Here is a 26,221-nt window from a genome sequence, read left to right as displayed (position 1 = left end):
TATCCTAAGTATGACTTAGGTTTACAACCATTTTTGCGTTAACCACGACTAACATTCTAACATTATTTTTCTCACTTGTCTTGATTTACGGATAAAAAAATGAAAAAAAATGAAAGCAAGTAGTATTTTTTACCGTAAGTTATTTGAAAACCACATTATCTTCGCCAAGCAGATAAATAAGTTGCCCCTTTATACTCTTGCTGTCATCCACCCAATAAGCATCTGACAGAACTACTTTTCGTTGCGTTTTTTCGTGATACATAACTACTGGTATATATCCTGGGTGTTTCTGAAAAATCACTTGTAATTGTTTCATTATCTCGGGATCTTCCCGTTCTTCTGTAATACGCAAATAGCAAGTTTGTGAAGGATACTGGGCTTCTAACTGGTTAGGATCAGCAAAGCTTTCTCCAATTAGTTGCAGTTCCTGATTATATTTGCTGATTTCGCTCCGCCCTTGAACAAAGATCACTCGATCAACGGCAAACAAATTACGATATTTACGATAAAGAGTTGGAAAAACTGTGACAGAAATTTCTCCACTACTGTCGGTTCCTTCAACAAAGGCCATCAGTTCTCCTTTTTTTGTCCGAATTTCTCTAACTTCCTTGATCATCACTAATAAATTGACTGGTTGATTAGGGACGATATCTGTAATCAGCTGAACTTGTTTAGCTAAACGAAGACGATCAAACCCTTCTGCAGGATGACCTGACAAATAAATACCTAAGTACTCCTCTTCCAGCTTCAAGCGTTCTTCTAGTGTATAGTCAGCGACTTCTTCTTCTTTTAATGCCATGATTCCCAGCAAGTCAAGACTTCCACCACTGTAAACGATATTTTGGATTTTTCCTTCGAGATCAAGCATCAATTGTTTCCTGTTAGGAGATAATTCATCAAAAACGCCTACTGCTGTCAGTGATTGCAGTAACTCTAATTTCAGCCAACGCTTATCGATCCGTATGAGGAATTGATCCACTGACTGGAACGGACCATTTTGTTTTCTTTCGTTTAATATATCTTCTACAAAATCACGCCGAATACCTTTTATCGCTGTCAGTCCGAATCTGATTTCTTCCTTATTGACCAACTCAAAACTGGAATTACTTTGATTAATGGACGGCGAGGAAAGTTTGAGTTTATTTTTACGTGCTTCTGCAATATATTCTTTCAATTTTGATGTGTTATGCCGAACAGAATTCATCAGGCTGGTAAAGAAAGCACCTGGATGATGGGCTTTTAGATACGCCATTTGGAATCCCACGAATGAATAAGCAAATGCATGTGACCGATTGAATCCATAGTTTGCAAATTTTTCGATATATTCATATACGGTCGCTGCTGTTTTTTCCGAATATCCCTGTTGTAATGCTCCTGATACAAAATGCGACTTTTCTTCATCTAATACGTCTTTTTTCTTTTTACTCACTGCCCGTCGCAGAATATCTGACTGCCCTAATGTAAATCCAGCCATAGTCGAGGCGATCTGCATGATTTGTTCCTGATAGACGATCACTCCATATGTGTTTTTCAAAATCGGGATCAGTGAATCATCTGGGTAGCGAATGGCTTCTTTTCCTTTCTTCCTGGCAATGAAGGTATCTATATTTTGCATAGGGCCTGGTCGATACAATGCATTGACTGCGGCAATATCTTCGATGTTTTCTGGACCTAATCTTCGTAAAACGTTCCGGATACCAGCAGATTCAAATTGAAATACTCCTGAGGTTTCTCCTCGTTGAAACAAGAGCAGCGTTTTTGCATCATTTAGCGGGATCTCTTTTAATCGGATCTCATAACCTTCTACTCGCTTAACAGCTTTCAAAGTAAAATCAATAATCGATAAGTTGCGTAGTCCTAAAAAGTCCATTTTCAAAAGACCGATGGCTTCTACCTCATTCATCGTATACTGGGTCAGAAAAGCTTCATCAGAACCGCGTTGGAGCGGGACTAGTTCAAGTAGATTCTTATCGCTGATAACTACACCTGCTGCGTGAGTCGAAACATGTCTTGGCAATCCTTCTAAAATCACTGCAGTTTTGAATAAAAGTTGGTTTTTTTCGCTTGCCTGAACTAATTCTACTAATTGATGCGAAGTTTTATAAGCTTGGGTCAATGTGATTTTCAATTGATTGGGTATTGCTTTTGACCAGCGGTTTGCTTCACTTTGCGATAAACCAAACACTCTAGCTGCATCTCTAAGAACCATTTTTGCTGCCATTGTGCCAAATGTCGCGATTTGTGCCATATGATATTGTCCATACTTTTCTCGAACATAATTCAATACTTCTTCACGTCGATTGTCAGGAATATCCAAATCGATATCTGGCATCGTAAAGCGTTCGGGGTTTAAAAAGCGTTCGAACAGCAAATCATATTCTAATGGATCCACATCTGTGATTTCTAACACATAGGCTACTAATGAACCCGCAGCAGAACCACGACCTGCACCGGTAACGATTTTGTTTCTATGAGCAAAAGCCATTACATCCCATACGATCAAGAAATAATCATCGAATCCCATTTGATGGATGACAGATAACTCGTAGTCCAAACGTTCTTGGTATTCCTTTGTATAATCAGTGATTCGGCGTTCCACTTGCGAATAGCATAACTCTCTTAAATATTCTCCAGCTTGTTTTCCATTAGGAACTGGATAATGCGGAAGTAATTTCTGATGGAACTGGAATTCAAATGAAATCGATTCAGCTAAACGCTGGGCGCCTATTACAGCTTGGGAAAGACCCGCTTTTTCGAATCGTTTGATCATTTCTTGTTCTGAAAGAAGATAGCCATTTGCTGTTAGTGGTAAAGATGCAGATAAATTTTCTAAAGGTATTTGGCTTCCATCTTTGATATGTTTCATCACTTCAAGTGCAAAAAGTTCTTCTTGTTGTAAACTAGCGATGGGATGTAATGCACAAAGCGAATAATTTTCTTTTATCACATACTGATACCATTCAGGCAATTGATCAGGCGTGTTTTCTGTCAAGCCGATATAAAAATTTCTAGTAAAAACATTTTCAAGTAAAAACTGCCAATGACCGAAAAAGTTATCCTCTTTATTGAAAGCCTCAGAAACAGAATGATTTGCCGGAACAACAAACGCTAGATGGTCGGTTTCTGTCATTTCTGCAAGATCCAATTTTTCTTGGATCATTTTTCGGCTGGAAAGTTTCATCAGCTGCTGATAACCTATTTCATCTTTTGCGTACGCAAGCAAGCCATAATTTTTTTCTTCATAAGTATAACTAAGATGTAATCCAATGATTGGCTGTACTCCTTCTTCTACACAAATACGATAGAATTCAGGTGCACCGTATAAGACATCTTTATCCGTTATGGCTAATGAAGTGTAGCCTTGTTTTTTTGCTTCTTGTACATATTCTCGAATACGTATCGTACTTTGTAAAAGAGAATAAGAAGTAATTGTATAAAGTTGTGGGAAAAACATCTTGCATTCCGCCTTTTTTTTCGTTAAAATTCACTAGCGTTAAAAGGTTTGATCCTTTTACTTTCATTAAGATAGCAGGCGCTGAAGTTGATTATTCCACTTCATTTGCTTGCTTGTAATCTGTAGGAATGAGTTCTTTCGCAAGAACTCAAATTTTATTGAGATTTGGTCTCGTTTCTTTACATTCAAAGAAAATTTGGTAAAATTAAGATAGAAAAGAGGTGTTCTTTATGCGATATATCGTTACATTATTCTGGGCTGTCGTTCTAGGTCAAGTAGTCGGTTATATTGGTGCTGCATTAACAAGCGGAACATATGATTTTACTTTGACAACAATCATTTCATTCATTGCGGGTGTCATTATCCTTTTGATTGGTGCAGTTGCGCCAAGAAAAGAAACCTCTGCCCATTCGTAAAAAAACAGCCAAGAGCTTGAGATATCTCAAGCTCTTTTTTATTTTCTACTCCTCACCACCATTATAATCTGCTACGAAGAACTTTACGAAAGTTGAATAAAGAAAGAAGAATATTTGACAGAACAAACAAACTTGTCACAATAAAAACAGCACTGTAATTATAAGCATGCGCGACTGTCGATCCTAGCATGGGACCTAAAACTTGTCCAAAGTTGCTAAACATCTGATTGTAGCTATAGATTCGGCTGACTCCTTCTTGAGGCGTAATCTTACTGATCAGTGTATTGACAGAAGGCATCAAAGCGCCAGTTGAAAAGCCTAAAATAAAGCGAAGTATACCTAATTGGAGCGGTGTAGTGACGAATGCCATAGGTAAATAACAGCAAAATGATAAAATGAGTCCTCCAATTAGAACTTTTTGATTCCCAATCTTATCCCCTAGTTTTCCTAGTTTCGGTGAAGAAAAGACAGCGGAAACACCAGCTATCGAAACAATCAAGCCGCTGACAAAAAGGATATTTTCTGTACTTCCGCTCAATTCACGAATATATAAGGTCAAAATAGGGCTGATCGTAGTGATTCCTATCTGTAAAATCAAGGTCGTAATGAAGAGACCGATCAAAATAGAGAGATGATCCATTTTTGAAAAAATTTCTTTGGTGCTTATCAGATCTTTTTTCTCGATTGGATGGAAATCTTCTTTGACTAAGAAGATGGTCAGCACCGTTGTGATCATCAACAAAGCCCCTGTGATCAAGAATACATTTTCCATACCAAACCACTGAGCCAGTGCACCGCCCATTGAAGGTCCGATCAGATTTCCAGCAATCGCTCCGGTAGACAATGTTCCTAACGCCCATCCGCTCTTTTCTCTAGGTGCCTGTGAAGCAATCATCGCTGTGGCATTTGGAATATATCCAGACAAAATCCCATTCCAAAACCGCATGATCAAAAGCCAATACGCGTTCGGTACAAAAGCCAAAGATCCCATTGTTAATGTCATCCCTGCTGCTGCACGGATCATCATGAGTTTTCGGCCTTTTCGATCAGCTAGATTTCCCCAGATTGGTGCAACCACGGCAGATGCAAAAGCAGTCACAGAGATTGCTAGTCCCGAAAACAATTCGATTTGATCTTTTGGTGTTCCTAGTTGCTCAACATAAACTGGTATGAATGGCATAACTAAACTAATACTTGCACCAGTGAAAAAACAGCCAATCCACGCAATCACTAAATTTTTTCTCCAATTAATCTCCATCTATCATCCCTCTTTCGTCTCTTTTATCATACCTATTTTCGAATAAACAAGCAACGATCTCGCCAGTAAAAAGAGAAAAATCCCGCAAAGGTCATTTTATATGTAACGTTCTTTTTATGTAAAACAAAAAGAGATCAGAACAAATACTGTTCCAATCCCTTCTCTTTAGTTAAATTGTTGCTAGAATGATGAAGTTGATAATGAATAAAATATCAACGATCCACAAAGCAACAGAAACTTCATTGTATTTTCCTTTGATTACTTTCACAATTGTATAGAAAATAAATCCTGCTGCAATCCCATAGGAAATGCTATAGCACAATCCCATAAAGATCGATGCAAAGAAGGCCGGTAAAGCTTCTTCCATATCTAGCCATTTGATGTCTGCAAAAGAAGCCATCATCATTACTCCAACTAAAATCAATGCTGGCGCAGTTGCTTGATTTGGTACAATGGCGATCAGTGGAGAGAATAAACTACTTAATGCGAATAGCACTGCCACTACTACTGAAGTCAAACCAGTACGTCCACCGGCCCCGATCCCAGCTGCAGATTCGACATAAGTTGTTGTATTCGATGTACCAAAGATAGCCCCCACGGAAGTAGCGATCGCATCGGCAAATAGTGCTTTATCCATTTTTGTTTTGAACCCACGACCATCTTCCAACGCGATCTCGTCTTCTTTTGAGAAAATGCCTGTGCGGCGTCCTGTACCGATAAATGTTCCGATCGTATCGAAAGTATCAGATAAACTGAATGCGATGATCGTCATCAATACTTGAGGAATCTTGGAAGAATCACTGAATAAAGATTGCATGCCTTCAGAACCAAATGCTGCACCGAAAGTTGTTCCTAATTCTTTAAATGAATTACCTAACGAATTCGTTTGCCAATCAATGGAACTTAAATCAACAACACCCATAAAAATACCAAGGACTGTGGTCGCTACGATACCGATAAGAATAGCCCCACGGACATTTTTTACAACTAAAATGGCTGTCAGTACCAAACCAATCACAGCCAATAAGATAGGAGCGTTGTCAAAGTTGGCTAACGCAGGGACGATTCCACCATTTATCGTAACATTTGTCGCTTTTCCGCCTTCAACGACAGAGCTCGAAATAGCTGACTGGTCTGCTGAAAAAGATAAGAATCCTGCATTTTTGATTCCGACATACGCAACGAAAATACCGATCCCGCCACCAATCGCATGTTGAAGACTTTCGGGAATCGCCCGAATAATCATTTTTCGAATATTTGTGACAGTAATAAAAATATTGATTAATCCGCAAATAAACACCATTGCCAAGGCTTGTTGCCAAGAATAACCAAGCCCAAAAACGACCGTAAAAGTGAAAAATGCGTTCAATCCCATACCAGGTGCCTGAGCATATGGTACATTTGCGAACAATCCCATTACCAGCGTACCAATAATCGATGCAATGATTGTCGCTAGAAATACTGCTTGGAAGGGCATACCTGATGCTGACAAAATCGTCGGATTTACGAATAAGATATAACTCATGGCAAAGAATGTCGTTACTCCCGCCATTATTTCAGTTGATACATTTGTATTGTTTTTCTTTAAACCGAAAAACTTTTCCATAAAAAGTTCCACTCCCTGAATTTTTTTCTGATGGAAAACTATAATAATAAAAAATAAGTAAAATAGGGCAAATCCATCGAACAATTTCAAATTATATAGACGTTTCATTCGCTTTTCAACGTTTTTTTAACAAAAAAAGCGAAAATAATACTTAACGTTCGTGTTTAGCTTATGTTTAGCTATTTATATAGCCATAACTGTAGTTTTTGTTAGGAATAGCTGATTGCTCTTGTTAATTACCTAAAATATGCTAGACTAAAACAAATGCTAGTTGAGGAAGGAAGGACCCTTATTGAATAAAAAATTAATTGCCATCGATCTGGACGGAACTACCCTCAATCAAGATTCGATGATTACATCTAAAACAAAAGAGACTCTGAAAAAAGCAATCAATGCCGGTCATCATGTCAGTATTGCTACAGGACGCCCATTCCGAATGAGCCATCAGTTTTACCAACAATTAGAATTAACAACACCGATGGTTAATTTTAACGGCGCATTAGTACACATCCCTAATCAGCACTGGGATGGTGAAAGAGAAACGTTGATCAATCGTGAAATCGCTTTTGAAATCTTATCGCAAAAAAAGCAGCTAAATTTAGATTTTATCGCTGCTGAAAATCGTGATACTTTTTTTATTGACAGTTTTGATTTCTTTGATGAAAAAATTTTTGCTTCTTCTCGTCCAGGAGAGAAGAATTTGCTTTCTCCTAAAAATTTGACGACAAATCCTACATCTTTGCTTGTCCGAACAGACAAACGTTTTGCAGGAGCTGTATCTGCTGAATTAACACGTCAATTTGGCAGTTATGTCGATGTTCGGACATGGGGTGGACCTACTGCCATCTTAGAGATTGTTTCAAAAGGAATCCAAAAAGCAAAAGGCGTGCAAGAGATTGCTAACTACCTGTCTATCGATCAAAAAGACGTCATTGCCTTTGGTGACGAGCATAATGATTTGGAATTGTTGGATTATGCAGGTTGGGGAGTAGCTATGGCTAACGGTACTGATCAACTCAAAGGCATTGCAAATGATGTCACTCCTTTGAGCAATCAGGAAGACGGTTTAGCTGTTTATCTGGAAAAACTACTTAAACTATAATAGAGAATTAGATTCCACAAAAAAGAGGTTGTGACAATTTTTGTCACAACCTTTTTTGCCGAGTAAACGGTGTTCTCCTGCCAACTCCTCAATCACAAGTCACAATATTCATAAAACATGAGAAGCTGTTTTTTTGTACTTGTTCCTTGTGACTCGGAGCTGAACGGCAGGCCCACGACCTCTTGATAAACGGCGTTCAATCAGCTGTCCTTCGGTATTAGCTCAAAAACGGCAAAATATGAGAAGCTATTTTTCCGTTTTGTTTCTCTAATACTCAGGTCAGGGCGCTGATTTCACAACCTCTTCCTTAAACGGTGTTCAAAAGCCAGTTTCTCGGTATGAAGTCAAATTTAAGCAAAAATGTGAGAAGCTATTTTCACAAAATTTTTCTTCATACTCGAAACTAAGCGGCTTTTTCACGACCTCTTTTTTATTTTGCCATGAACATATCATAATACGCGTCCATTATTTCTTTAGCAATCGTCAAGTTCATGTGGTCTTGTTCGTCTAATAAGTTCGGCAAGACAACACTGATGGCAATTTCCGGATTGTCTGTTGGTCCGTATGCCACGATATTACTATTGACTGTCGTAATATCTGGATGACCTTCCGCAACCGTTTCTGCAGTCCCTGTTTTTGCGGAAAGGTCCATTTTCGCACTGGCTAATGGTTTGGCTGTTGTGTAAGGATCGGTACCATGGACAACTTGGTGGAATCCTTCACGGAGGATCGCCATATTTTCTGCAGAAATATTGACCGTATTTTCTACTGTTGTGCCAATTTCTTTCTTCACTTCACCCAAGTTTCCATTTTCGTCATTGCCATAGATCGCTTTGACTAGGTGCGGCTGTACTCGTTTCCCGCCATTAGCGACTGTTGAAGCATATTGAGCTAATTGGATTGGTGTATATGTGTCAAACTGTCCAAATGCCAAATCGGTAAAGTTACCTGGAGTATACCATTCTTTGCCATTATCCGCATTGAACTTCTTCATATAATCAACAGAACGTGAGATCCCAGGAGATTCATTCGGCAAATCGATCCCAGTCGTTGTACCAAGACCAAACTCTTTGAAAGAGTCTCTCAATTGCTGATAAGCTTTAGCTTCTTCATCTAAACTAGGTAGTCCCATTCCAGGTGTATAGTCTAGTCCTAACATCTTTAACGCCACTTTGATCATATACGTATTAGAAGACAATTCCAATGCTTTGACTGCATCAAGAGCAACTTGTCCGCTTCGATTAAAGACAGAGCTTTTTTCTGAAGAACCTTGCAGACGAATCGGCTCATCAATCAAAACTTGATTTCCGCTGATCGCGTTACTTGCCCAGCCTGCTGTCAAAGTACCAGCCTTGACTACAGACCCTGGAGCAAAGGCGCTAGTAATCGTGCCTAAAGCATTCTCGGTGATTTCTTTGGAACCTTGTTCATGACTGAAACCAGTCATTGCTAGCACTTCTCCTGTCTGAGGATTCATAGCCACTGCATAAGCACCAGGCGAATACTGTGCTTTGCCGTTGTTGATCAATGTTTGATAATTCCTTTTCAAAATTTCTTCTACTTTTGATTGGAATTCTGCATTCATAGATAACATTAAATTAGAACCTTTTTCCCCAGAGAAGATTTCTTTTTGATTCGAAACATTTCCTTCATTATCAAGGGAAACTTCATATTGGGTTTTGGTTCCTTGCAGGACATCTTCATATTGTTTTTCCAAATAACTTTGTCCTACACGGTCATTCCGAGAATAACCTTTTGCTAGGTATTTCTCTGCTTCATCTGCTGGAAGTCCTTGCTTTTCAGTCGTCACACTGCCAAGAATACTTTTCAGTGAACTTGCTGCATTATATTCTCGTGTCCAGTCTGTGCCAGTCGAAACTCCTGGAAGTTCAGAAGCGCGTTCTGCCACAACAGCTAACTCTTGATCAGTAACACCAGAGTTTTTGATATAGACAGTGTTTAATTCATATGCACTATTCATCCGTTTAAAGATGGTAGCAATTTTTAATTGCTCCTCGTTTAAATTAATCTCATCAGCTGTGACTTTATTGACCATCGCACTATATTGTTCGCTGTTCCCTAATTGCTTTTCTTTTTCCGAAAGTCTTTTTGTGGCTTCTTTCAAATGTTTGGGATCAGCCAGCCAAAAATCTTTTTTATCTCTATCTGTCAGATTTTCATCTACCGGAACATCGATCAGCGAGTTCAGCTTCGTTGCGATTTCAAGCAAATCTTTAGCCGTAACTTGTGTTCCTCTCGTATATGTGATGGCCTGATTCGCTTTATTCGTAACTAAAGCTTTTCCTGTGGAGTCGTAGATCATTCCGCGAGGAGTACTTTCTTGGACCGTAATCGTAGAAGTAGACTTCACTCGCGCCTCCATCTCTTCGCCGTTCACGATCTGCAAATAACCCAATCTAGCAATCAACGCAACAAATAACGTAAATATAATGAAAAAAAGAAAATTTAAGCGAAAAGGAACATGGGACCGGCGAAACGTTTTGTTCTTAGGTTCTTGTGCACCTTTTCTTATTTTTTCTAACCAAGAAGTATTTAATTTTTTTTTCATAAAATCTTTCATCATTTCCTATCCTTCCGCCTATTTACATTCATGCTTCATTGTACCCAAAAACTTCTTAATAAAAAAGAAAAAATGGGCGGAGCAAGAAATTCTTTACCTAATTTCAAGATAAAATCAACTTTTTGTTTCACAGCAATCACTTAAAGTTACATATCCAACTATTTTTTTCATTAAAAAATAAACTTATTTTTGAAAATTATGTTTTCTTAAGTCGTGAAACACTTTGATGGATCATTTATTTGTGGAAAACTACGTTTTGTTATTCTAAAAAACTTATATAAAAAATAGTAAGGTTTTTATTTCGAATCCATAAAATATTCTTGGATTGCTTCTCGTGTTTTTTTCACTTTTTCGCTAAGCTTTTCGTTTTTAGCCATATAGAAATAAAAAATGATATCGATCGTAGCAAATTGGGCCAAAAGTGAATTAGTTGCCGCACTTCGATTCGTGATTTCTTTTGGTCTAGATGTTTGTACGAGTACATCGGCTATCTTGCTAAGCGGGTTATTTCCAAATTGCGTCAACGCAATGATTTCGATATTCATGCTTTTCGCCAGCTCGGCTAATGCGACTACATCTGCACTTCTACCTGAGTTTGAAACAAGCCAAAGCACTTTCTTTTTCTCATTGCTGACAAGTTGCGGGAGCAAGACGTGGATATCTTTTTCAAAAATGGTTGGCTTACCGACACGAGACCATTTTTGCAGAATATCTTCTACTACTAAAGAAGAGGCGCCAACCCCATATAAAAAAACAGTCTCTGCCGATTCCAAACACTCTACGACTTTTTGGATCGTTTCTTCTTCTAGAATATCTACTGTTTCTTTTATCGCTACTTGTGCATTGTTACCAAGTTTGTTTTTGATAGAGTAAAAGGACTCATTTGCTTCTATATCACTAAAACCTTCATCGATTCCAGTCTGTAGTTCTGTTGAAATCGTGATTTTGAAGTCCGTCAGACTTTGAAAACCGATTTTTTTGGAAAAACGTACAACTGTCGGCGCACTCAACCCGGAAGCTTCTGCTAATTCATTAGCTGTCATTGTAGGGACCTTCTCAATATTACCGATAATGTAGTTGGCCAACTTTTTTTCTGCTGAAGAATAATCTTCCATCATACTTTCAATACGACTAATTACGCTCATAAGTTCCTCCACCCTTTTAATGATAGTCTATGTAAGTATACCATATCAGACCCTTATTCACGGTCGTATACTGGATAAAAAAACAAAAAAACAATCCGCCCAACAGAATATCTTATCCCATCAATCCCACAGATTCTATTGAGCATCTGTGTCTTTGAGGAATACCTGTTATCTATTGTTCGGATTGTTTTCTATCTACTACTTTTTTACAGGAAATTTACCTATTAGTTTTCTCTGCTGTAATTTTTGACTTCTGCTTCCATAGCATCAATAAAGATATTCAAATCTTCTACAGCTGTTTCTTTACTTCCATAACGACGTACGTTCACTGTTGCATCTTCCAATTCCTTGTCTCCAACAACCAATTGGTAAGGGATCTTTTGTGTTTGAGAGGCACGTATCTTATAGCCCATTTTTTCATTACGATCATCAACTTCTACACGCAACCCCTTCATTTGCAAACGTTCTTTGATTTCATAAGCATAATCGCCATGTGCATCAACAGAAACAGGGATGATTGTTGCTTGTATAGGTGCCAACCATGTTGGAAAAGCGCCTTTGTATACTTCTGTTAAATAAGCAACAAAACGTTCCATTGTAGAAACGATTCCGCGGTGGATAACTACTGGACGATGCGTATTTTCCCCGTCTTCTCCAACATATGTCAAATCAAAGCGCTCTGGCAATAAGAAGTCTAATTGTATAGTTGATAATGTTTCTTCTGTACCAAGAGCTGTTTTGACTTGAACATCTAGTTTTGGTCCGTAAAAGGCTGCCTCGCCTTCTGCTTCAAAGTAATCTAGTTCCAATTCATCCATAGCGGCTTTCAGCATTGCTTGGGCTTTTTCCCACATTGCGTCATCATCAAAATATTTATCTGTATTGTTTGGATCGCGATAGCTCAAGCGGAAACGATAATCTGTAATATTGAAGTCAGCATATACTGCCACCATCAATTCAAGCGTACGTTTAAATTCATCTTTGATTTGATCAGGACGAACAAATGTATGACCATCATTCAACGTCATTTCTCGTACACGTTGTAAACCTGACAAAGCACCTGATTTTTCATAGCGATGCATCATTCCTAATTCAGCGATACGAATTGGTAATTCACGATAAGAATGGATCGTGTTTTTGTAGACCATCATGTGATGAGGGCAGTTCATTGGACGAAGAACAAGCATTTCGCCATCTCCCATATCCATTGGCGGGAACATGTCTTCTTGATAATGATCCCAGTGTCCAGATGTTTTGTACAACTCAACATCTCCCATTATTGGTGTATATACATGTTGGTAACCTAGACTAACTTCTTTGTCTACGATATAACGTTCGATCGTGCGTCGGATTGTTGCCCCTTTTGGAAGCCAGAATGGCAAACCAGAACCTACTTCTGGGGAAACCATGAACAAGTCAAGTTCTTTTCCTAGTTTACGATGGTCTCTTTCTTTTGCTTCTTCACGGAGACGGATATATTCTTTCAAAGCTTTCTTGTCAAAAAAGGCTGTCCCGTATACACGTTGCATCATTTGATTGTTTGAGTTTCCACGCCAATAAGCACCTGCCACTGATAATAATTTAAATACTTGTATACGGCCAGTGGATGGAACATGTGGTCCACGACACAAATCGATGAATTCGCCTTGTTGATAAGCAGTAATCACTTCTTCTTCTGGCAATTCACTAATCAGTTCTACTTTGTACGGATCACTTGCAAAAATTTCTAATGCTTCCTGTTTTGAAAGAACACGGCGTTCGATTGGCAGATTTTCTTTGACGATTTTCATCATTTCTGCTTCGATTGCCGGCAAATCTTCTGCAGTTACTTGGTTTTGTCCATTATCTGTATCGTAGTAAAACCCTGAATCGATAGCTGGTCCAACGCCAAAGTGGATATTTGGATAGAGGCGACGCATGGCTTGGGCCATCAAATGAGCTGCTGAATGACGGACTAAGCCAAGTGCATCTTCATGGTCTGGTGTGATGATCTCAATACTTGCATTTTCCTCGATTGGACGAGTCAAATCAACGAGTTTTCCGTTCACTTTACCAGCTAAAGCTTTTTTTGCTAAGCTTTTTGAAATGCTTTCAGCAATTGCCAATGTTGTTGTTCCAGACTCAAATTCTTTAACTGCACCATCTGGAAAAGTAATTTTTATCATAATAGTTTCCTCCTTGAAATGTTTTGATTGATCAGATCATCAAGCTGAAGAACAAAAAAATCCTAGCATCTCTTGAAAAGAGATACTAGGACGAAAAGTTCGTGGTTCCACCTAATGTTCAAACGCAAATGCGTTCCTCAAGCGTTGTAACGGTCCGACCGCCCTTGCTTCAACAAGGGTTTCGAAAGTGGTCATCCTTTGGTTTTCTCCTGGAAAAGTTTCAGCCTAGCTTTTCCTCTCTTATCGAAGACTCTCAAATTCAGTTGGCTTTCTCATCAATCAATTATGTGTTTATTTAACCACTAATAAATAGAAAAATCAAGTGGGAAACTAAACTTATTTTTTCCATTCCCCATTTACACCGTATGTTCCTTTTTTCATCTCATTGATGATGACATGGATGTGTTCTTTTGGTGCCTGCGTGTTTTTATGAACAGCTTCCGTGATATCTTTCATCATATTTTCTAATTGTTCCGGACTGCGGCCTTCTACTAATTCGACATGTACGAATGGCATAATGCTCTCTCCTCTTTCTGATCGTTCTTTTTTCAACTCGATTCTATCATACTATGTTTGTCTTGGGTACTGAATCAGGAAAAATGGCTGGATCTTTTTTTGCTCTCAAGGCACTCAAAATAGAGACCGTATCCACGACTTCTTGCAAAACAGCTCCGAATAATGCGGGGATTAGTCCCGTACTTGCAATTAACATCAAAAAAATACAAATAAAGATGCCAATCAGTACAGATTGTTTCGCTATTCTCATCGTATCTTTTGAGATCACTACTGCTTTTGCTACACGTAAAAGATCATCTTTCAAGATGACCGCATCTGCACTTTCACTAGCAGCTGTAGAACCATGAGCTCCCATTGCAATGCCGATATCTGCAGCAGCAAGTGCTGGTGCGTCATTCACGCCGTCTCCTACCATCGCAACAGGTCTTTGATCTTTAGGGATACTTTCTAAAATGGTCAGTTTATCTTGAGGCAAGCAACGGGCATGTACAGAATCTAATTGGACTTTTTCTGCAATCGTTTGAGCAATGGCAGATCCATCCCCGGTGATCATCATCAAATTTTTCACATCAAGTTTTCTTAGCTCCTTGATTGTCTTTGCTGCTTCTGGGCGAATCTGATCCGAAAATAGGATCGTTCCTGCAAAAGATCGATCAATTGTTACATAGATTGCTGTATTGGACGTTTCTATTTCTTCAGTTGAAACAAAAGAGGCACGTCCAATCTTTACTTCATGATTATTGACTACTGCTTGTATTCCTTGACCGGTCACTTCTTTCAGTTGACTAACAGGATACAGTTGGCTATTTTTCACGTTGTTCACTAACGAACGAGCTAAGATATGGCTAGATTCCTGTTCTGCACTAGCTGCATACAGAAGTAGCTCTTCTTTTTTTATTCCATTGACTGGCTGAATCGCCTCTACTTCCAATATCCCTTTGGTAAGCGTTCCTGTTTTATCAAAAGCAATCGTTTTTGTACGTGCGAGCTTTTCAATCGTTGTTCCAGTTTTTACAACGATCCCGTTTTTACTTGAACGGCTCATTCCTGCAACTAAAGCAATGGGCGCAGCTAGAATCAGTGGACAAGGTGATGCCACTACCAGTACCTCAGCAAATCGTAAAGGGTCTTTTGAGAACCACCAAGAAATACCACCGATCAAATAAGCAATCAACGTGAAAGGGACTGCATAACGATCAGCTAAACGGACAAATCGGGCAGGCTTTTCTTTTGATTCTTCGACTAGTTTAATAATCATTTGATACTGGCTGTCTGCGGCACGTTTTTCAGCGATCATTTGGATCGATCCGTCTCCATTTAAAGACCCTGACATAATCTGATCTCCAGGTTTCTTGGTTTCCGGGCGGGACTCACCTGTCAAAGAAGATTCATCGACCGAAGATTCTCCTTTGGTCACTCGACCATCTGCGGGTACAAGTTCGCCAGGCTTGACTAGTAACTGGTCATCAATATTTATTTCATCGATTACTATATCCTGCAATTTTCCTTCTTTGAATCGATGGGCAATTCTTGGGGTGTTATCTAACAAAGACTGCAGTTCTTTACCCGCTCGTTTATTCGCGTAATCCTCTAGACTATCTCCGCCCGTAAGCATGATCAATATCATCAAACTAGCCCAGTATTCTTTGACGGCTAATGTTGCAAGGATTGCGGTAATCGCTAATACATCTACGCCATATCTTCCTGAACGTAACGTCTTGATCATTTCCAAAAACATCAAGAAGGCGAGAATCCCTCCAGTAAATGCGACAATCGCAAATGCAAGGGCTGGCTGGTGAAAAACAAATTCACTTAATAAAGCTATCCCACCAATAAGCAAAGTAAGTAAAAATTTTTTGAAATGTGTCATTGTTTTTTCTCCTCTTTTATGTGACTTAGAAAGGTTAGTAATAAATTTCCAGCTGCCTCTTTCATCTTAAGCATAGTCCTTGACTAGCACTTTTTAAAACAATAGGCCTTAATTGAAAACAACTATCACTATCAGCGTTTCCAAAATTCATCAGTTCTACAAACAAAAATATTCAGCAAGGATGACTTTTTCGATTCATCAGTTAAAAAGTACCTTTTTTCGAAAAACTATGCTATACTTTTAATTCGTTATTTACGGCGGAAGGAGTAAACATGCGATGAATGAGAAACAACTAGAACAAACGCACGTGGATGAAACGATTGAACTAATCCAGATCGAACAAAATATGCTGGATACAAAACAACAAGAATTGACTCAGGAAATGAATCATTCGACAAAAGACACAGCTAATCACAAGATTCGAGCTAGTTCCAATGAAGCTTTTTATGAATCTGCTGTTGAATATCGCCAACATGAGCAGGAATTGCTTTTGAAATACCATACTCTTGAAGCACAGCAAAAACGCCTGCAAACGTTGTCTGTCATGAAAGATAGTCCTTATTTTGCCCGTATCGACTTTAAAGAAGACCGTGAAACAGAAACATTATATCTAGGTATCGCTTCTTTAAGAGATCTGGCAGAAGAAACAATCGTTATTGACTGGCGCGCACCAATTGCCAATCTTTATTATGAAGGTGAGATTGGTCCCGCATTTTATGAAACTGAAACAGATAGAATAGATGTCGATCTGCAGTTGAAACGACAATTTAAAATCCAAGAAGGACGTATTTTATCTATGGTAGATACGTCGGAAGTAATCAATGATGACTTTTTGCTAGAGATATTGGATGAATCATCAAGCAACCATATGAAAAACATCGTCTCTACGATACAAAAAGCACAAAATGCAATCATTCGGGACACAACAAGTAAAGTAATGCTGATTGAAGGAATCGCCGGAAGTGGAAAGACATCCGCTTTGCTTCAACGTATTGCTTTTCTGTTGTATCATAATCGCAAGTGGCTCGAGGCTGAAAACGTTCTTCTATTTTCACCCAACCATTTGTTTTCTGATTACATCTCGACTGTATTGCCTTCATTAGGTGAAAGCGGCGTGCCTACACAGACATTCAAAAATTATTTGGTGCAGCTGCTGCCAGAGTTTTCTTTACTAGATGAACAGCAACAAGAAAGTGGGTTTTTGCTAGGGGAAAAAGATCCGATACAAGTGATGAAAAGCGGATTGACCTTAGTCGATCAGATTGATCGCTATATCCAAGGCATCACAAACTACGGTCCCTTGTTCCGTGATATGAAAATAAATGGCCGTACGATCCTATCAAAGGAATCGATTCGCCAATGGTATAAAGAAACAAATGAACAATTACCTTTACATCATAGACTCTCTCTATTACAAACGAAGCTCCTGAAAAAATTAGGCGGTCTGCAAAAAGACGAAACACGTCAGCAATGGGTCAAAGATCTGGCGGAAGAACAGCTCCAAGAACTATACGCAACAGATCCTAATCTTGAATATACAGAACAAAAGGAGCGTTCATTACGTAAAAAACTGGCCAACCAAATCGTACGTAAAAGATTCCGTCGAATCCATCGAGGGATCATGAATTATCAATTTGTCAATATAACGAAACAATATCTCCACTTTCTACAAACTGTGCCACTTTCTCTTCTAACAGGACATAAAATCAGCGAGACCAGATGGCAGGAACATTTGACAACTGTTCGTACACACTTGCGTCAAAGAGAATTGCGTCAAGAGGATGCTGTACTATTCTTTTTACTGATGCGCCGAATATATCCAGTGACGGTTACACACAAAGCTCGCTATATCTTTATTGATGAAATGCAGGATTTCGCACCATCACAAGTGGCATTGCTGCAAGCCTTGTTCCCAAAAGCAAATTTGACTTTCTGTGGAGATCTAAATCAAAATGTCTTTGGAAATGAAATGATCGTTGGATCATTGGAAGACCTTTTCGTGGACCGTGAAGTCACTCGTTTCCAATTAACGACAAGCTATCGCTCCACAAAAGAAATCACTGATTTTGCTAATCATTTTATTGTGAAAGAACATCAAGTAGAAACAACAGCAAGAAAAGGAGACCTTCCTTTGCTCATCCAAGGAACAACAGATGATATCAAATTGAATTGGTTAGCAGATACCATTCGAATGACTCAGGGAAAAGCCCGGTATTGGCGTACAGCAATCATAGCTAAAACACAAGAAGAATGCGAAGCTCTTTATGCTCAACTGCCAGACGAGTTGAAACAACAAGTCCAGCTGATTTTAAATGAGAGTGACTTTATGAAACGTTCCATTATTTTACTTCCAGCCTTTTTAGCAAAAGGTCTGGAGTTTGACCGAGTTTTCTTGTGGGATGTAGATGCAGAACATTTTTCTTCTCAGCAAGACAAATTGATCCTTTACACCATGTGTACACGTGCGATGCATGAATTGACCCTTTTTACCTCCAATAATGAAAGTCCTTTGTTAAACAATATGGATATTTCATCTTATGAGAAAAAAGTACTGTAAGTAAAAAGACAACTGCTATCATTAATGTTAGCAGTTGTCTTTTTATTTACAATAATAATTGCAGAAAAAGTAATTCAATCATTTAAGGTCATTTATTCTATATATAAATCCAAATCTGTTTCAGGATATTTTAATTTGACAAGCGAAATAATCATTTTCAGTTCTTCCATGTTTTCTGGATATTCTGGGTCAAATACCTTGCTATGACGGCCAATCCCGCCATTGTCGATCAATCGGTAAATTCGATTCCATTCAATGAACTGGTCAATTGATTGGAAATTGCTGATTGGATAGCCGCCACAATCCAAAATCTCTGATACACGAAATGCTAGGTATGCACTATCGATCACTTTATTTTTTTTCGTGTCTATCTTCTCATTTCTTTCGATAAGAATTTTTTCAGGACGATGCTTCAAGCTCCACTCTAATAGTAGAAAGAAAGCCTCCATCCGATACTCTTCTTCAAATAACCGAAAGGCTGAATCAGAACGACGAAAAAGCAGCGGAATCAAATATTTTTGTCTATAAATCAGCATTGGTGCGCGGTCCACCATACACTCTAAATAACGGTTCAGATACCCTGTACCGACATAGTTTCCTAATCGATAGCCTTCAACGCCGAATCTTGCGTATTTTTGCGCTAATTTTGAACAATCAGTTACGTTCACAGCTAACTCTTCTACTTTGCGGTAACCGCTTAAGATACGTTCAAAAGGTTCTAAAGTGATTTTTGCTTCCATATTCTTCCCCGTCCATCTTCCACATACTTCATATCATTTCACATGATACTTATGCTCTCATCATACCACAGGTTGAATTAGAAAAGAAAATAAATCACACAAAAAAGCAAGACAATCTGTTAGTGAGATTGTCTTGCTTTTCGAAAAAGACTGAATACTTTTCGTTAAAAACTGGTTGCTTAGTCTTCTAATGCCACATTATGGAACACATGCTGTACATCTTCTAGATCTTCCAGTGCATCAATCATTTTTTCAAATGTTTCTTGATCTTCTGGAGATAGTGTTACCTCGTTTTGAGGGATCATTTGGATCTCAGCGATTGAAAAATCAGTGATTCCTTTTTCTTTTAATGCTTCTTGTATACTATGGAAATCCGCTACTTCACCGTAAACGATGATTTGTCCTTCTTCTTCCATTACATCGCGAACATCGATGTCTTTTTCCATTAGGTATTCAAGGATCTCGTCAGCGTCTTCTCCTGCAAAAGCAAAGATTGCTGTATTGTCAAACATGTAAGAAACCGCTCCGGAAACACCCATGTTCCCGCCATTTTTCCCAAATGCTGCCCGTACGTCTGCTGCTGTTCGATTCACATTGTTCGTCAATGTATCAACAATCACCATTGAGCCGCTTGGTCCAAATCCTTCATAGCGCAATTCAGAGTATGTTTCATCTCCTGCACCTTTTGCTTTTTCGATTGCTCGGTCAATAATATGTTTTGGTACATTATAAGTTTTAGCGCGATCAATGACGAAACGTAGTTTTTGGTTTGCATGCGGATCAGGATCACCTGATTTTGCTGCCGCGTAGATTTCAATCCCAAATTTTGCATAAATCCGGCTATTATTAGCATCTTTAGCAGTTTTCTTTGCTACGATATTTGCCCATTTACGTCCCATATTTTCACTTCGCTTTCTGATTTGATAGTTTCATAACGCAAAAACGTCCTGTTCCATTATACTTGTGAATCACGATTCTGTGAAGCTTTTTTTCTTTCTTCCTTCATTCTTCTCATTTTTAGTCAATTATCTATACTCGGATTGGAATTTGCCCGAAATTCTGTTCCGGAATATTGCCTCCCAATTGATAGATTTGATCACTTCTAACTAACAGTTCCGCTTCTTGTGCCTCTTTTTTTCCGATTCGGGAATAAATAGAAATCTCTTTTTTTTCTTTTAAGAATCTTCTTCCAGCATCGGTAAATCCAAGTAGTCGAAGATAATTTTTATTTTGTTGGACAGGAATCTCTTGCTTTTTGATATTCAGCAAGACATAACAAGATAATCGTTGGATCCGTGTCCATGTATATCTTTTTGTTTTTACCTTTGACACAAAATCCTCAAAACTATCAGCAGTTGCAGCTGCTATTTTCATGCGCGATTCTATTCCTTCGGTCATCTGATAGATATCTGTCAGTTCCAGCAAAGTAGAAGATAACAACCGATAACGCAAATACGGCCAATAAGATTCCCAAGTCTGCAGCGAACAAGTTGAAAGATCTTCTTCTGTCTGAGGCGGCACAAGTCCAGCTATCCTTTTTCCTTCTTCTAACGCATGGCGAATGGCTGTTGCACTGGCTATCGTCTGATCTGTGATAATTTTTTCATGATAGCCTGCACTTTTACGTCGGATCGGATGTAATTCCATAGGGTGGACATACTTGGCATTTTCCTTTGCATAACTTAATCCCAAGATATGATTTGGCGAAGAAAAATCAAGCGTAATATCGGGATACAGACTGCGAAAAACCTCAGTCATTTTTTGCGGATAACTATACGTTTGATCAGACAGTTCTTGAAATGCCTCTTCTATCCTATCTTGATTCTCTTGGACAAAGCGTCCGAAACTGCTGTAATCAAACGAAGTCTCTTCTTCTGTTCCAAAACACAAACTGTCACAGTCCAGTGTTTGCAAGATTTTTACTGCACCTTTAGCAAAATAGTCAGCTGACTGAACCGCCCATTCGACGGGAAGCTCCACTACTAAATCAACACCATTTTGTAAAGCTTCATTCGCGCGATGCCATTTATCGATGATAGCCGGTTCGCCTCGTTGCAAAAAATTCCCGCTCATTACAGCAATGACGACCTCTGCTCCTGTTGTTTTTCGTGCCATTTCCACATGATAGCGATGTCCATTGTGAAAAGGATTGTACTCTACGATAATCCCGCAGCTTTTCATGCGCATCCTCCTTCATAGTTATCGATAAAAAAGAAATAGAGACAAGTAAAAAAAGGCAAAAATCGGAAAAAATACCCGAACTATATAAACTATTCTCGCAAACACAATACTTCTGCGACGAAAAGCTGCACTGCAAGAGCAATGCCTATATCGTTCGGATATATAATTTATGTTGAAGTTTTATTCTTTTCTTGTTAACTCGAGCAGGCAAAACCGCTAGTCTTTGTATGCTACAAAGAACCAGCGCTTTGATTTCTCTGATGCTGCTTCGTCTGTAAAATCAGAAAATGCTTCGACTTTCGAAAAGCCGCTGTTTTCCAGCATTCTTAGATAACTTTCCAATGGATAGGTACGCTCTTGATGTAGTTCATCTTCACGAATAAATCGACCAGACCCTTCTTGTTCTTCAACGAAAAAGGTAAGAAAATGTTCGATGCTGTGTTTCTCGCTTCCTGGATAACTATCCCACAAAAAAGCAAAATTATCCCCTTGATAATGATAGCTATATTCTGGAAAAACTTCATCTACTTGATAGGTGGAGTGTACGTCAAATAAAAATCGGCCATTTTCTTCTAACGCTTGATAGACTTCATCAAACACTTGCTGTACCTCTTGTCTATTTTTCATATAGCACAGCGAATCAGAAAAACAGGTAATTGCCTGATATTGTCCGATTTCTGATAAATCGAGCATATTGCCTTCCACAAATTGGATCGATGCGTCTTCTTCATATGCTCGCTGGCTGGCAATCATCAACATCTCTTCTGAAAGGTCTAACCCTGTCACTTTATATCCATCTTTTGCAAAGGCAACCGCTAATGCTCCAGTACCGCATGCCAGTTCCAAAATATTTTTTGTGTCTTCTTGTAAATGACGTTTCGAAAAAGCTAGCCATTGCTGATAAAGTGTTTCGTCCATCACTTCATCGTAAATGAAAGCAAATGTTTCATAAGCCATATGTTAATCCAACCATTCACTAAGATCGACTAACGGAGCATCTGACCATAGTTTTTCCAGATTATAGAAACTTCGTTCTGGTGCATGGAAAACATGTACGATCACATCTCCAAGATCGATCAATACCCATTTTCCGCCTTCTTTTCCTTCAATACGTTTTAGTTCATATTTGTTTTCTTCTTCTTTATCAATGATTTCTTCTGTAATTGCGTTGATTTGACGTTCGCTATTTGCTGAACAGATCATGAAATAATCTGCCAACAAGGAAACATTTCGAACGTCTAAAGCGATAATGTCTTCTGCCCGTTTTGAATCTGCTGCTTCAACCGCAATTTTTAATTGTTCTTTACTATCTATGATGATTTCCTCCTAATATGAGCAGCTTATTTTTTTGCTACCCAGTAATTATATGTTTCGATTGTTTTTGGATAAATCTGTTGTTCTTGCGCAAGCAAATGGGCCAATGTATGTTTTGTTTCAAATGCTACAGCTTCGTCTAGATCAGCCCATGCAATGGCTCGTGCATCTTGTACCCCAGGAAAATCTCGACCTGGTTCAATATAGTCTGCTACATAAATGATTTTGTCAAGGAGACTCATCTTAGCAGCCCCAGTCGTATGCACCCGGATTGCATGAAGAATCTCTGCATCGGTGATTCCTAATTCCCGCTCTACAAACGAAGCGCCAACAAGACCATGCCAGATTGCATTATTATAATTCAATAACTCTGGATCAAAACCGTCTCTTACGATTACCATTTTGAACTCCTCATCTGGTCGTTCTTTTGCATAATCATGTGTCAATGCAGCAATACTAGCTTTTTCAGGAGAAGCACCGTATTTTTTGGCAAGAGCCACGGCTGTTTCTTCTACTCCAAGCACATGCTTGAAGCGTTGTTCGCTCATTCTCATCTGTATTTTTTGCATCAGGTTTTCTCTAGAATAAGCAGTATATTCATTACTATAGTCCATATTCATACAACCCTTCATTTTGAATATAATCAATTACTTTATCTGGAACAAGGTAGCGGATAGAACAGCCTTCTTTGATCTTTTGACGTATTTTCGTGGAACTGATGTCGATCTCAGGTACATCTACCCAAATTACAGGATATGGAGTATCCGTTGTGTATCCTGGTCGACGTATACCCACAAAGTTGACCATAGAAGTCAGCTCATCGATTTTATACCATTTTGGCAAATATTCTACCATATCCCCACCGATAATAAAGTAATAATCTGTATCCGGATTGTTTTGCGTCAATTCCTTCATAGTATCATAGGTGTAACTTTTCCCACCACGAGCTAATTCAATCGTTTCAATCTGCAAAAAAGGATTGTCTTCCACAGCTAATTCCAACATGTTGAGTCGATGTTTTGCATCAATCGTCTGTTTCTCATCAATATGAGGTGGCTGATAAGAAGGCATCAAAAATACGCGGTCAAGACCTAAATTCCGGCCAGCTTGTTCAGCCATCACTAAATGTGCAAGGTGAACGGGATTGAATGTTCCGCCCAAGATCCCTACTTGCTTTTTCTTCTCTAAGAATTGAGGCATTTCTTCAGGAAATAATTGTGAACGAACAAATGTCTTAGCTTGCGTATTCATCATGGTCACTCCTTATATTGCTTTTACTTCTTTTGATAGCCTTTGATACTTTTCTTTTGTGGAAGGTTTGTATAATACAATAACACGTCCAATGATTTGGACGATTTCGCAATCTATTTCTTTTTCTAATACTTGAGCTGCTTCTTCTACAATCTCATCTGTATTTTGAAGTAACGATACTTTGATCAGTTCTCTTTTTTCTAAAGCTTCTTCAATTTGAACGATCATTGCTGAATTGATCCCACCTTTTCCGATTTGAAAAATCGGCTGAAGATGATGCGCTTTGCTACGTAAAAAACGCTTTTGTTTTCCTCTTAAACTCATAATTTTCCTTCTTCCTTAAATCAATGCTTTGCGTTTCAATACATCTACACCCTTTGGCGCCCAGCCCGCAATTACTACTGGCGCTGTTACAGTGATCCAGCCTAGACCGGCAAAAACGATGTCTGTTTTTTCTTTCACAGAAAACTCAAAACGAACAAGCTCCGGAAATGCCTCGACTTCATCAGGACGAGGAGGCTGTAATAATCCACCTACATGTTTTTGATAAAATTCGTCTGCTTTTTCCAGTTTCGTTCGATGAATATTTACATCATTTGACACATAAGCAATAAATGAAGCACGATTGCCGCTGATAAAATCAAATCTTGCAAGTCCGCCCAAGAAAAGTGTTTGCCCTTCATTCAGCTGATAAACTTTAGGTTTGATTTCTTTTAACGGTGCAATGATCCGCAAATCTTTTTTACCTAAGTAGTGCGCCATTTGATGGCGATGGATAATTCCCGGTGTATCAATCAAAAAATGCCCGTCATCTAAAGGAATCTCGATTTTATCCAAAGTCGTTCCTGGAAACTGCGAAGTTGTGATTACATCTTGTACTCCCGCTGTATTTTTGATGATTTGATTGATAAGCGTCGATTTTCCGACATTTGTTACTCCGACGATATAGACATCCCGTCCATCGCGGTATTCTTCGATTTTTTCTAATAGTTCCGTCATCTCATGAGATTTCTTAGCACTAGTTAATAATACATCTACTGGACGAATTCCTGCTTCGTAAGCACGTTCCTTCATCCATTGTGTTAATTTAGTTTTTTTCAATGATTTAGGTAATATATCCACTTTGTTCCCAACTAAAAGTACTGGATTGTCACCGACAAAACGGTGTAGTCCTGGGATTAGTGAACCATTGAAGTCAAAAATATCCACCACATTGACGATCAATGCATCTTTTTGCCCTAATTCATTCAGTAAGCGCAAAAAGTCGTCATCCGTCAATGAGACATCTTGGATCTCATTATAATGGCGTAATCTGAAACAACGCTGACAATAGACTTCCCCGGAAGCTAAACCTTTTTCCAAAGCCGTTTGCGGCGTGTATCCTAATTCACCGGGTTTGTTTGTTTGTATAACGGCACCACAGCCGATACATTGTAATTCTTCTGTCATTCGATTCCACCTCGCCAGCCCATATCAGGGTGTTTTGCTAATAGATAGGCCATAATTCTTTTTTCCCAAAAACGATTAAATTGTGTCTTCCAACTATCTGTTGCGATAATGGGTTTTACAAGGATGCTACGTATCCCTGCACGATTGGCTCCACGTATATCAGTCATAATCTGATCGCCTACCATTACTATCTCATCATCTGCTAAATCCAATTGTTTCTTTGCTATGTTGATCCCTCTTGCTAAGGGTTTCATTGCTCGTGCAACATACAAAAGATCAAATTTTTCAATCGCTCGCGCGACACGTTTTGAATTATTGTTTGAAACAACAACAACAGGGATTCCTGCATTTTTCATTTCTAAAATCCAAGTAAGCAACTCTTCTGTTCCATCTGGATTATTCCATGCAATCAACGTATTGTCTAAATCGGTCAATACTGCTTTGATGCCTAGATTCTTTAATTGGGCAGGTGTAATCTGATAGATGGCTTCTACCATCCATGTTGGTTTGTAATTTGAAAACATGCTGTCTCCTCATCTGCAAAAAATGAAGGAGCACATAAAGTACTCCTCAACCCCGTATTATACTGCATATCAGCAAAAAAAACTACCTCTAT

At 38.8% G+C, this 26,221-nt stretch carries 21 protein-coding genes; 3 read left to right on the top strand and 18 right to left on the bottom strand.

Features of this window, described 5'->3' with window-relative positions; genetic code table 11:
* Positions 1–139 precede the first annotated feature (139 nt).
* Positions 140–3,454: a DNA polymerase III subunit alpha gene (gene dnaE / locus OS139_RS06480; RefSeq protein WP_002332035.1), complete on the bottom strand. Its 3,315-nt coding sequence runs from the start codon at positions 3,452–3,454 to the stop codon at positions 140–142.
* A 230-nt stretch (positions 3,455–3,684) separates the two neighbouring features.
* Here dnaE and OS139_RS06475 point away from each other — a divergent pair, with 230 nt between their 5' ends.
* Positions 3,685–3,870, top strand: a complete 186-nt coding sequence (locus OS139_RS06475; RefSeq protein WP_002295359.1) for a YjzD family protein — start codon at positions 3,685–3,687, stop codon at positions 3,868–3,870.
* Between the two features lie 61 nt (positions 3,871–3,931).
* Here OS139_RS06475 and OS139_RS06470 read toward each other — a convergent pair whose 3' ends face one another.
* Both OS139_RS06470 and OS139_RS06465 read right to left on the bottom strand, forming a co-directional pair.
* Positions 3,932–5,128 (bottom strand): multidrug efflux MFS transporter, encoded by a 1,197-nt coding sequence (locus tag OS139_RS06470; protein ID WP_002290958.1) that lies wholly within the window; start codon positions 5,126–5,128, stop codon positions 3,932–3,934.
* Positions 5,129–5,297: 169 nt separating this feature from the next.
* Positions 5,298–6,734, bottom strand: a complete 1,437-nt coding sequence (locus OS139_RS06465; RefSeq protein ID WP_002298256.1) for an NCS2 family permease — start codon at positions 6,732–6,734, stop codon at positions 5,298–5,300.
* 292 nt (positions 6,735–7,026) lie between these two features.
* Between OS139_RS06465 and OS139_RS06460 the strand changes: the two genes are divergently transcribed.
* Positions 7,027–7,836, top strand: coding sequence for a Cof-type HAD-IIB family hydrolase (locus OS139_RS06460; RefSeq protein ID WP_002296740.1), 810 nt, complete (start codon positions 7,027–7,029; stop codon positions 7,834–7,836).
* A gap of 430 nt (positions 7,837–8,266) precedes the next feature.
* Here OS139_RS06460 and OS139_RS06455 read toward each other — a convergent pair whose 3' ends face one another.
* The 5 genes from OS139_RS06455 to OS139_RS06435 form a co-directional block, all read right to left on the bottom strand.
* Complete coding sequence (locus OS139_RS06455; protein ID WP_002332036.1) at positions 8,267–10,420, bottom strand: peptidoglycan D,D-transpeptidase FtsI family protein; 2,154 nt, start codon at positions 10,418–10,420, stop codon at positions 8,267–8,269.
* Positions 10,421–10,713: 293 nt separating this feature from the next.
* Positions 10,714–11,562 carry a MurR/RpiR family transcriptional regulator gene (locus tag OS139_RS06450; protein WP_325066840.1) on the bottom strand — a complete coding sequence of 283 codons (849 nt, stop codon included), beginning with the start codon at positions 11,560–11,562 and terminating at the stop codon, positions 10,714–10,716.
* Between the two features lie 224 nt (positions 11,563–11,786).
* Entirely contained in the window at positions 11,787–13,727 is a 1,941-nt protein-coding gene (gene thrS, locus OS139_RS06445) for a threonine--tRNA ligase (RefSeq protein ID WP_002319391.1), read from the bottom strand.
* 336 nt (positions 13,728–14,063) lie between these two features.
* A complete protein-coding gene (locus tag OS139_RS06440; protein WP_002287649.1) occupies positions 14,064–14,243 on the bottom strand; it encodes a 2-hydroxymuconate tautomerase in 180 nt (59 codons plus the stop codon).
* 46 nt (positions 14,244–14,289) lie between these two features.
* Complete coding sequence (locus OS139_RS06435) at positions 14,290–16,113, bottom strand: heavy metal translocating P-type ATPase (protein ID WP_002332037.1); 1,824 nt, start codon at positions 16,111–16,113, stop codon at positions 14,290–14,292.
* A gap of 277 nt (positions 16,114–16,390) precedes the next feature.
* Between OS139_RS06435 and helD the strand changes: the two genes are divergently transcribed.
* Positions 16,391–18,670 (top strand): RNA polymerase recycling motor HelD, encoded by a 2,280-nt coding sequence (gene helD, locus OS139_RS06430; RefSeq protein WP_325066839.1) that lies wholly within the window; start codon positions 16,391–16,393, stop codon positions 18,668–18,670.
* Positions 18,671–18,762: 92 nt separating this feature from the next.
* Here the strand turns inward: helD and OS139_RS06425 are convergent, their stop codons facing one another.
* From OS139_RS06425 to OS139_RS06380, 10 genes are all read right to left on the bottom strand, one after another.
* Positions 18,763–19,410 carry a hypothetical protein gene (locus tag OS139_RS06425; protein WP_002319388.1) on the bottom strand — a complete coding sequence of 216 codons (648 nt, stop codon included), beginning with the start codon at positions 19,408–19,410 and terminating at the stop codon, positions 18,763–18,765.
* A gap of 179 nt (positions 19,411–19,589) precedes the next feature.
* Entirely contained in the window at positions 19,590–20,309 is a 720-nt protein-coding gene (locus tag OS139_RS06420) for a YebC/PmpR family DNA-binding transcriptional regulator (RefSeq protein WP_002287641.1), read from the bottom strand.
* A gap of 130 nt (positions 20,310–20,439) precedes the next feature.
* Positions 20,440–21,591: a nucleotidyltransferase gene (locus tag OS139_RS06415; protein ID WP_002332039.1), complete on the bottom strand. Its 1,152-nt coding sequence runs from the start codon at positions 21,589–21,591 to the stop codon at positions 20,440–20,442.
* 216 nt (positions 21,592–21,807) lie between these two features.
* The gene (locus tag OS139_RS06410; RefSeq protein ID WP_002287639.1) at positions 21,808–22,548 is read right to left on the bottom strand and encodes a class I SAM-dependent DNA methyltransferase; all 741 of its coding nucleotides are present in this window, start codon (positions 22,546–22,548) and stop codon (positions 21,808–21,810) included.
* A gap of 3 nt (positions 22,549–22,551) precedes the next feature.
* Positions 22,552–22,911, bottom strand: a complete 360-nt coding sequence (gene rsfS / locus OS139_RS06405) for a ribosome silencing factor (RefSeq protein ID WP_079993968.1) — start codon at positions 22,909–22,911, stop codon at positions 22,552–22,554.
* A 20-nt stretch (positions 22,912–22,931) separates the two neighbouring features.
* The gene (gene yqeK / locus OS139_RS06400) at positions 22,932–23,525 is read right to left on the bottom strand and encodes a bis(5'-nucleosyl)-tetraphosphatase (symmetrical) YqeK (protein WP_002287635.1); all 594 of its coding nucleotides are present in this window, start codon (positions 23,523–23,525) and stop codon (positions 22,932–22,934) included.
* On the bottom strand, positions 23,509–24,159 hold the full coding sequence (locus OS139_RS06395) for a nicotinate-nucleotide adenylyltransferase (protein ID WP_002332041.1): 651 nt from the start codon (positions 24,157–24,159) through the stop codon (positions 23,509–23,511). Before OS139_RS06395 ends, yqeK begins: the two co-directional genes overlap by 17 nt.
* Positions 24,160–24,168: 9 nt before the next feature.
* Positions 24,169–24,480 (bottom strand): ribosome assembly RNA-binding protein YhbY, encoded by a 312-nt coding sequence (gene yhbY, locus OS139_RS06390; RefSeq protein WP_002295376.1) that lies wholly within the window; start codon positions 24,478–24,480, stop codon positions 24,169–24,171.
* Positions 24,481–24,495: 15 nt separating this feature from the next.
* Positions 24,496–25,605, bottom strand: a complete 1,110-nt coding sequence (gene yqeH / locus OS139_RS06385) for a ribosome biogenesis GTPase YqeH (protein ID WP_002287628.1) — start codon at positions 25,603–25,605, stop codon at positions 24,496–24,498.
* A complete protein-coding gene (locus tag OS139_RS06380; RefSeq protein ID WP_002287626.1) occupies positions 25,602–26,129 on the bottom strand; it encodes a YqeG family HAD IIIA-type phosphatase in 528 nt (175 codons plus the stop codon). Before OS139_RS06380 ends, yqeH begins: the two co-directional genes overlap by 4 nt.
* Between the last annotated feature and the right edge of the window lie 92 nt (positions 26,130–26,221).

Origin of the sequence: Enterococcus sp. E4-223, assembly GCF_035727065.1 — a bacterium.
Lineage (GTDB): Bacteria > Bacillota > Bacilli > Lactobacillales > Enterococcaceae > Enterococcus_B > Enterococcus_B faecium.
Note: the sequence above shows the minus strand (reverse complement) of the source record. Positions and strands in the feature narration are given on the sequence as shown.

What these genes read in the sequence shown, in the direction of transcription:
- dnaE (WP_002332035.1), bottom strand. Translation starts at nt 3,454, where the DNA reads ATGTTTTTCCCACAACTTTATACAATTACTTCTTATTCTCTTTTACAA.
- OS139_RS06475 (WP_002295359.1), top strand. Translation starts at nt 3,685, where the DNA reads ATGCGATATATCGTTACATTATTCTGGGCTGTCGTTCTAGGTCAAGTA.
- OS139_RS06470 (WP_002290958.1), bottom strand. Translation starts at nt 5,128, where the DNA reads ATGGAGATTAATTGGAGAAAAAATTTAGTGATTGCGTGGATTGGCTGT.
- OS139_RS06465 (WP_002298256.1), bottom strand. Translation starts at nt 6,734, where the DNA reads ATGGAAAAGTTTTTCGGTTTAAAGAAAAACAATACAAATGTATCAACT.
- OS139_RS06455 (WP_002332036.1), bottom strand. Translation starts at nt 10,420, where the DNA reads ATGATGAAAGATTTTATGAAAAAAAAATTAAATACTTCTTGGTTAGAA.
- OS139_RS06450 (WP_325066840.1), bottom strand. Translation starts at nt 11,562, where the DNA reads ATGAGCGTAATTAGTCGTATTGAAAGTATGATGGAAGATTATTCTTCA.
- thrS (WP_002319391.1), bottom strand. Translation starts at nt 13,727, where the DNA reads ATGATAAAAATTACTTTTCCAGATGGTGCAGTTAAAGAATTTGAGTCT.
- OS139_RS06440 (WP_002287649.1), bottom strand. Translation starts at nt 14,243, where the DNA reads ATGCCATTCGTACATGTCGAATTAGTAGAAGGCCGCAGTCCGGAACAA.
- OS139_RS06435 (WP_002332037.1), bottom strand. Translation starts at nt 16,113, where the DNA reads ATGACACATTTCAAAAAATTTTTACTTACTTTGCTTATTGGTGGGATA.
- helD (WP_325066839.1), top strand. Translation starts at nt 16,391, where the DNA reads ATGAATGAGAAACAACTAGAACAAACGCACGTGGATGAAACGATTGAA.
- OS139_RS06425 (WP_002319388.1), bottom strand. Translation starts at nt 19,410, where the DNA reads ATGGAAGCAAAAATCACTTTAGAACCTTTTGAACGTATCTTAAGCGGT.
- OS139_RS06420 (WP_002287641.1), bottom strand. Translation starts at nt 20,309, where the DNA reads ATGGGACGTAAATGGGCAAATATCGTAGCAAAGAAAACTGCTAAAGAT.
- OS139_RS06415 (WP_002332039.1), bottom strand. Translation starts at nt 21,591, where the DNA reads ATGAAAAGCTGCGGGATTATCGTAGAGTACAATCCTTTTCACAATGGA.
- OS139_RS06410 (WP_002287639.1), bottom strand. Translation starts at nt 22,548, where the DNA reads ATGGCTTATGAAACATTTGCTTTCATTTACGATGAAGTGATGGACGAA.
- yqeK (WP_002287635.1), bottom strand. Translation starts at nt 23,525, where the DNA reads ATGAATATGGACTATAGTAATGAATATACTGCTTATTCTAGAGAAAAC.
- OS139_RS06395 (WP_002332041.1), bottom strand. Translation starts at nt 24,159, where the DNA reads ATGATGAATACGCAAGCTAAGACATTTGTTCGTTCACAATTATTTCCT.
- yhbY (WP_002295376.1), bottom strand. Translation starts at nt 24,480, where the DNA reads ATGAGTTTAAGAGGAAAACAAAAGCGTTTTTTACGTAGCAAAGCGCAT.
- yqeH (WP_002287628.1), bottom strand. Translation starts at nt 25,605, where the DNA reads ATGACAGAAGAATTACAATGTATCGGCTGTGGTGCCGTTATACAAACA.
- OS139_RS06380 (WP_002287626.1), bottom strand. Translation starts at nt 26,129, where the DNA reads ATGTTTTCAAATTACAAACCAACATGGATGGTAGAAGCCATCTATCAG.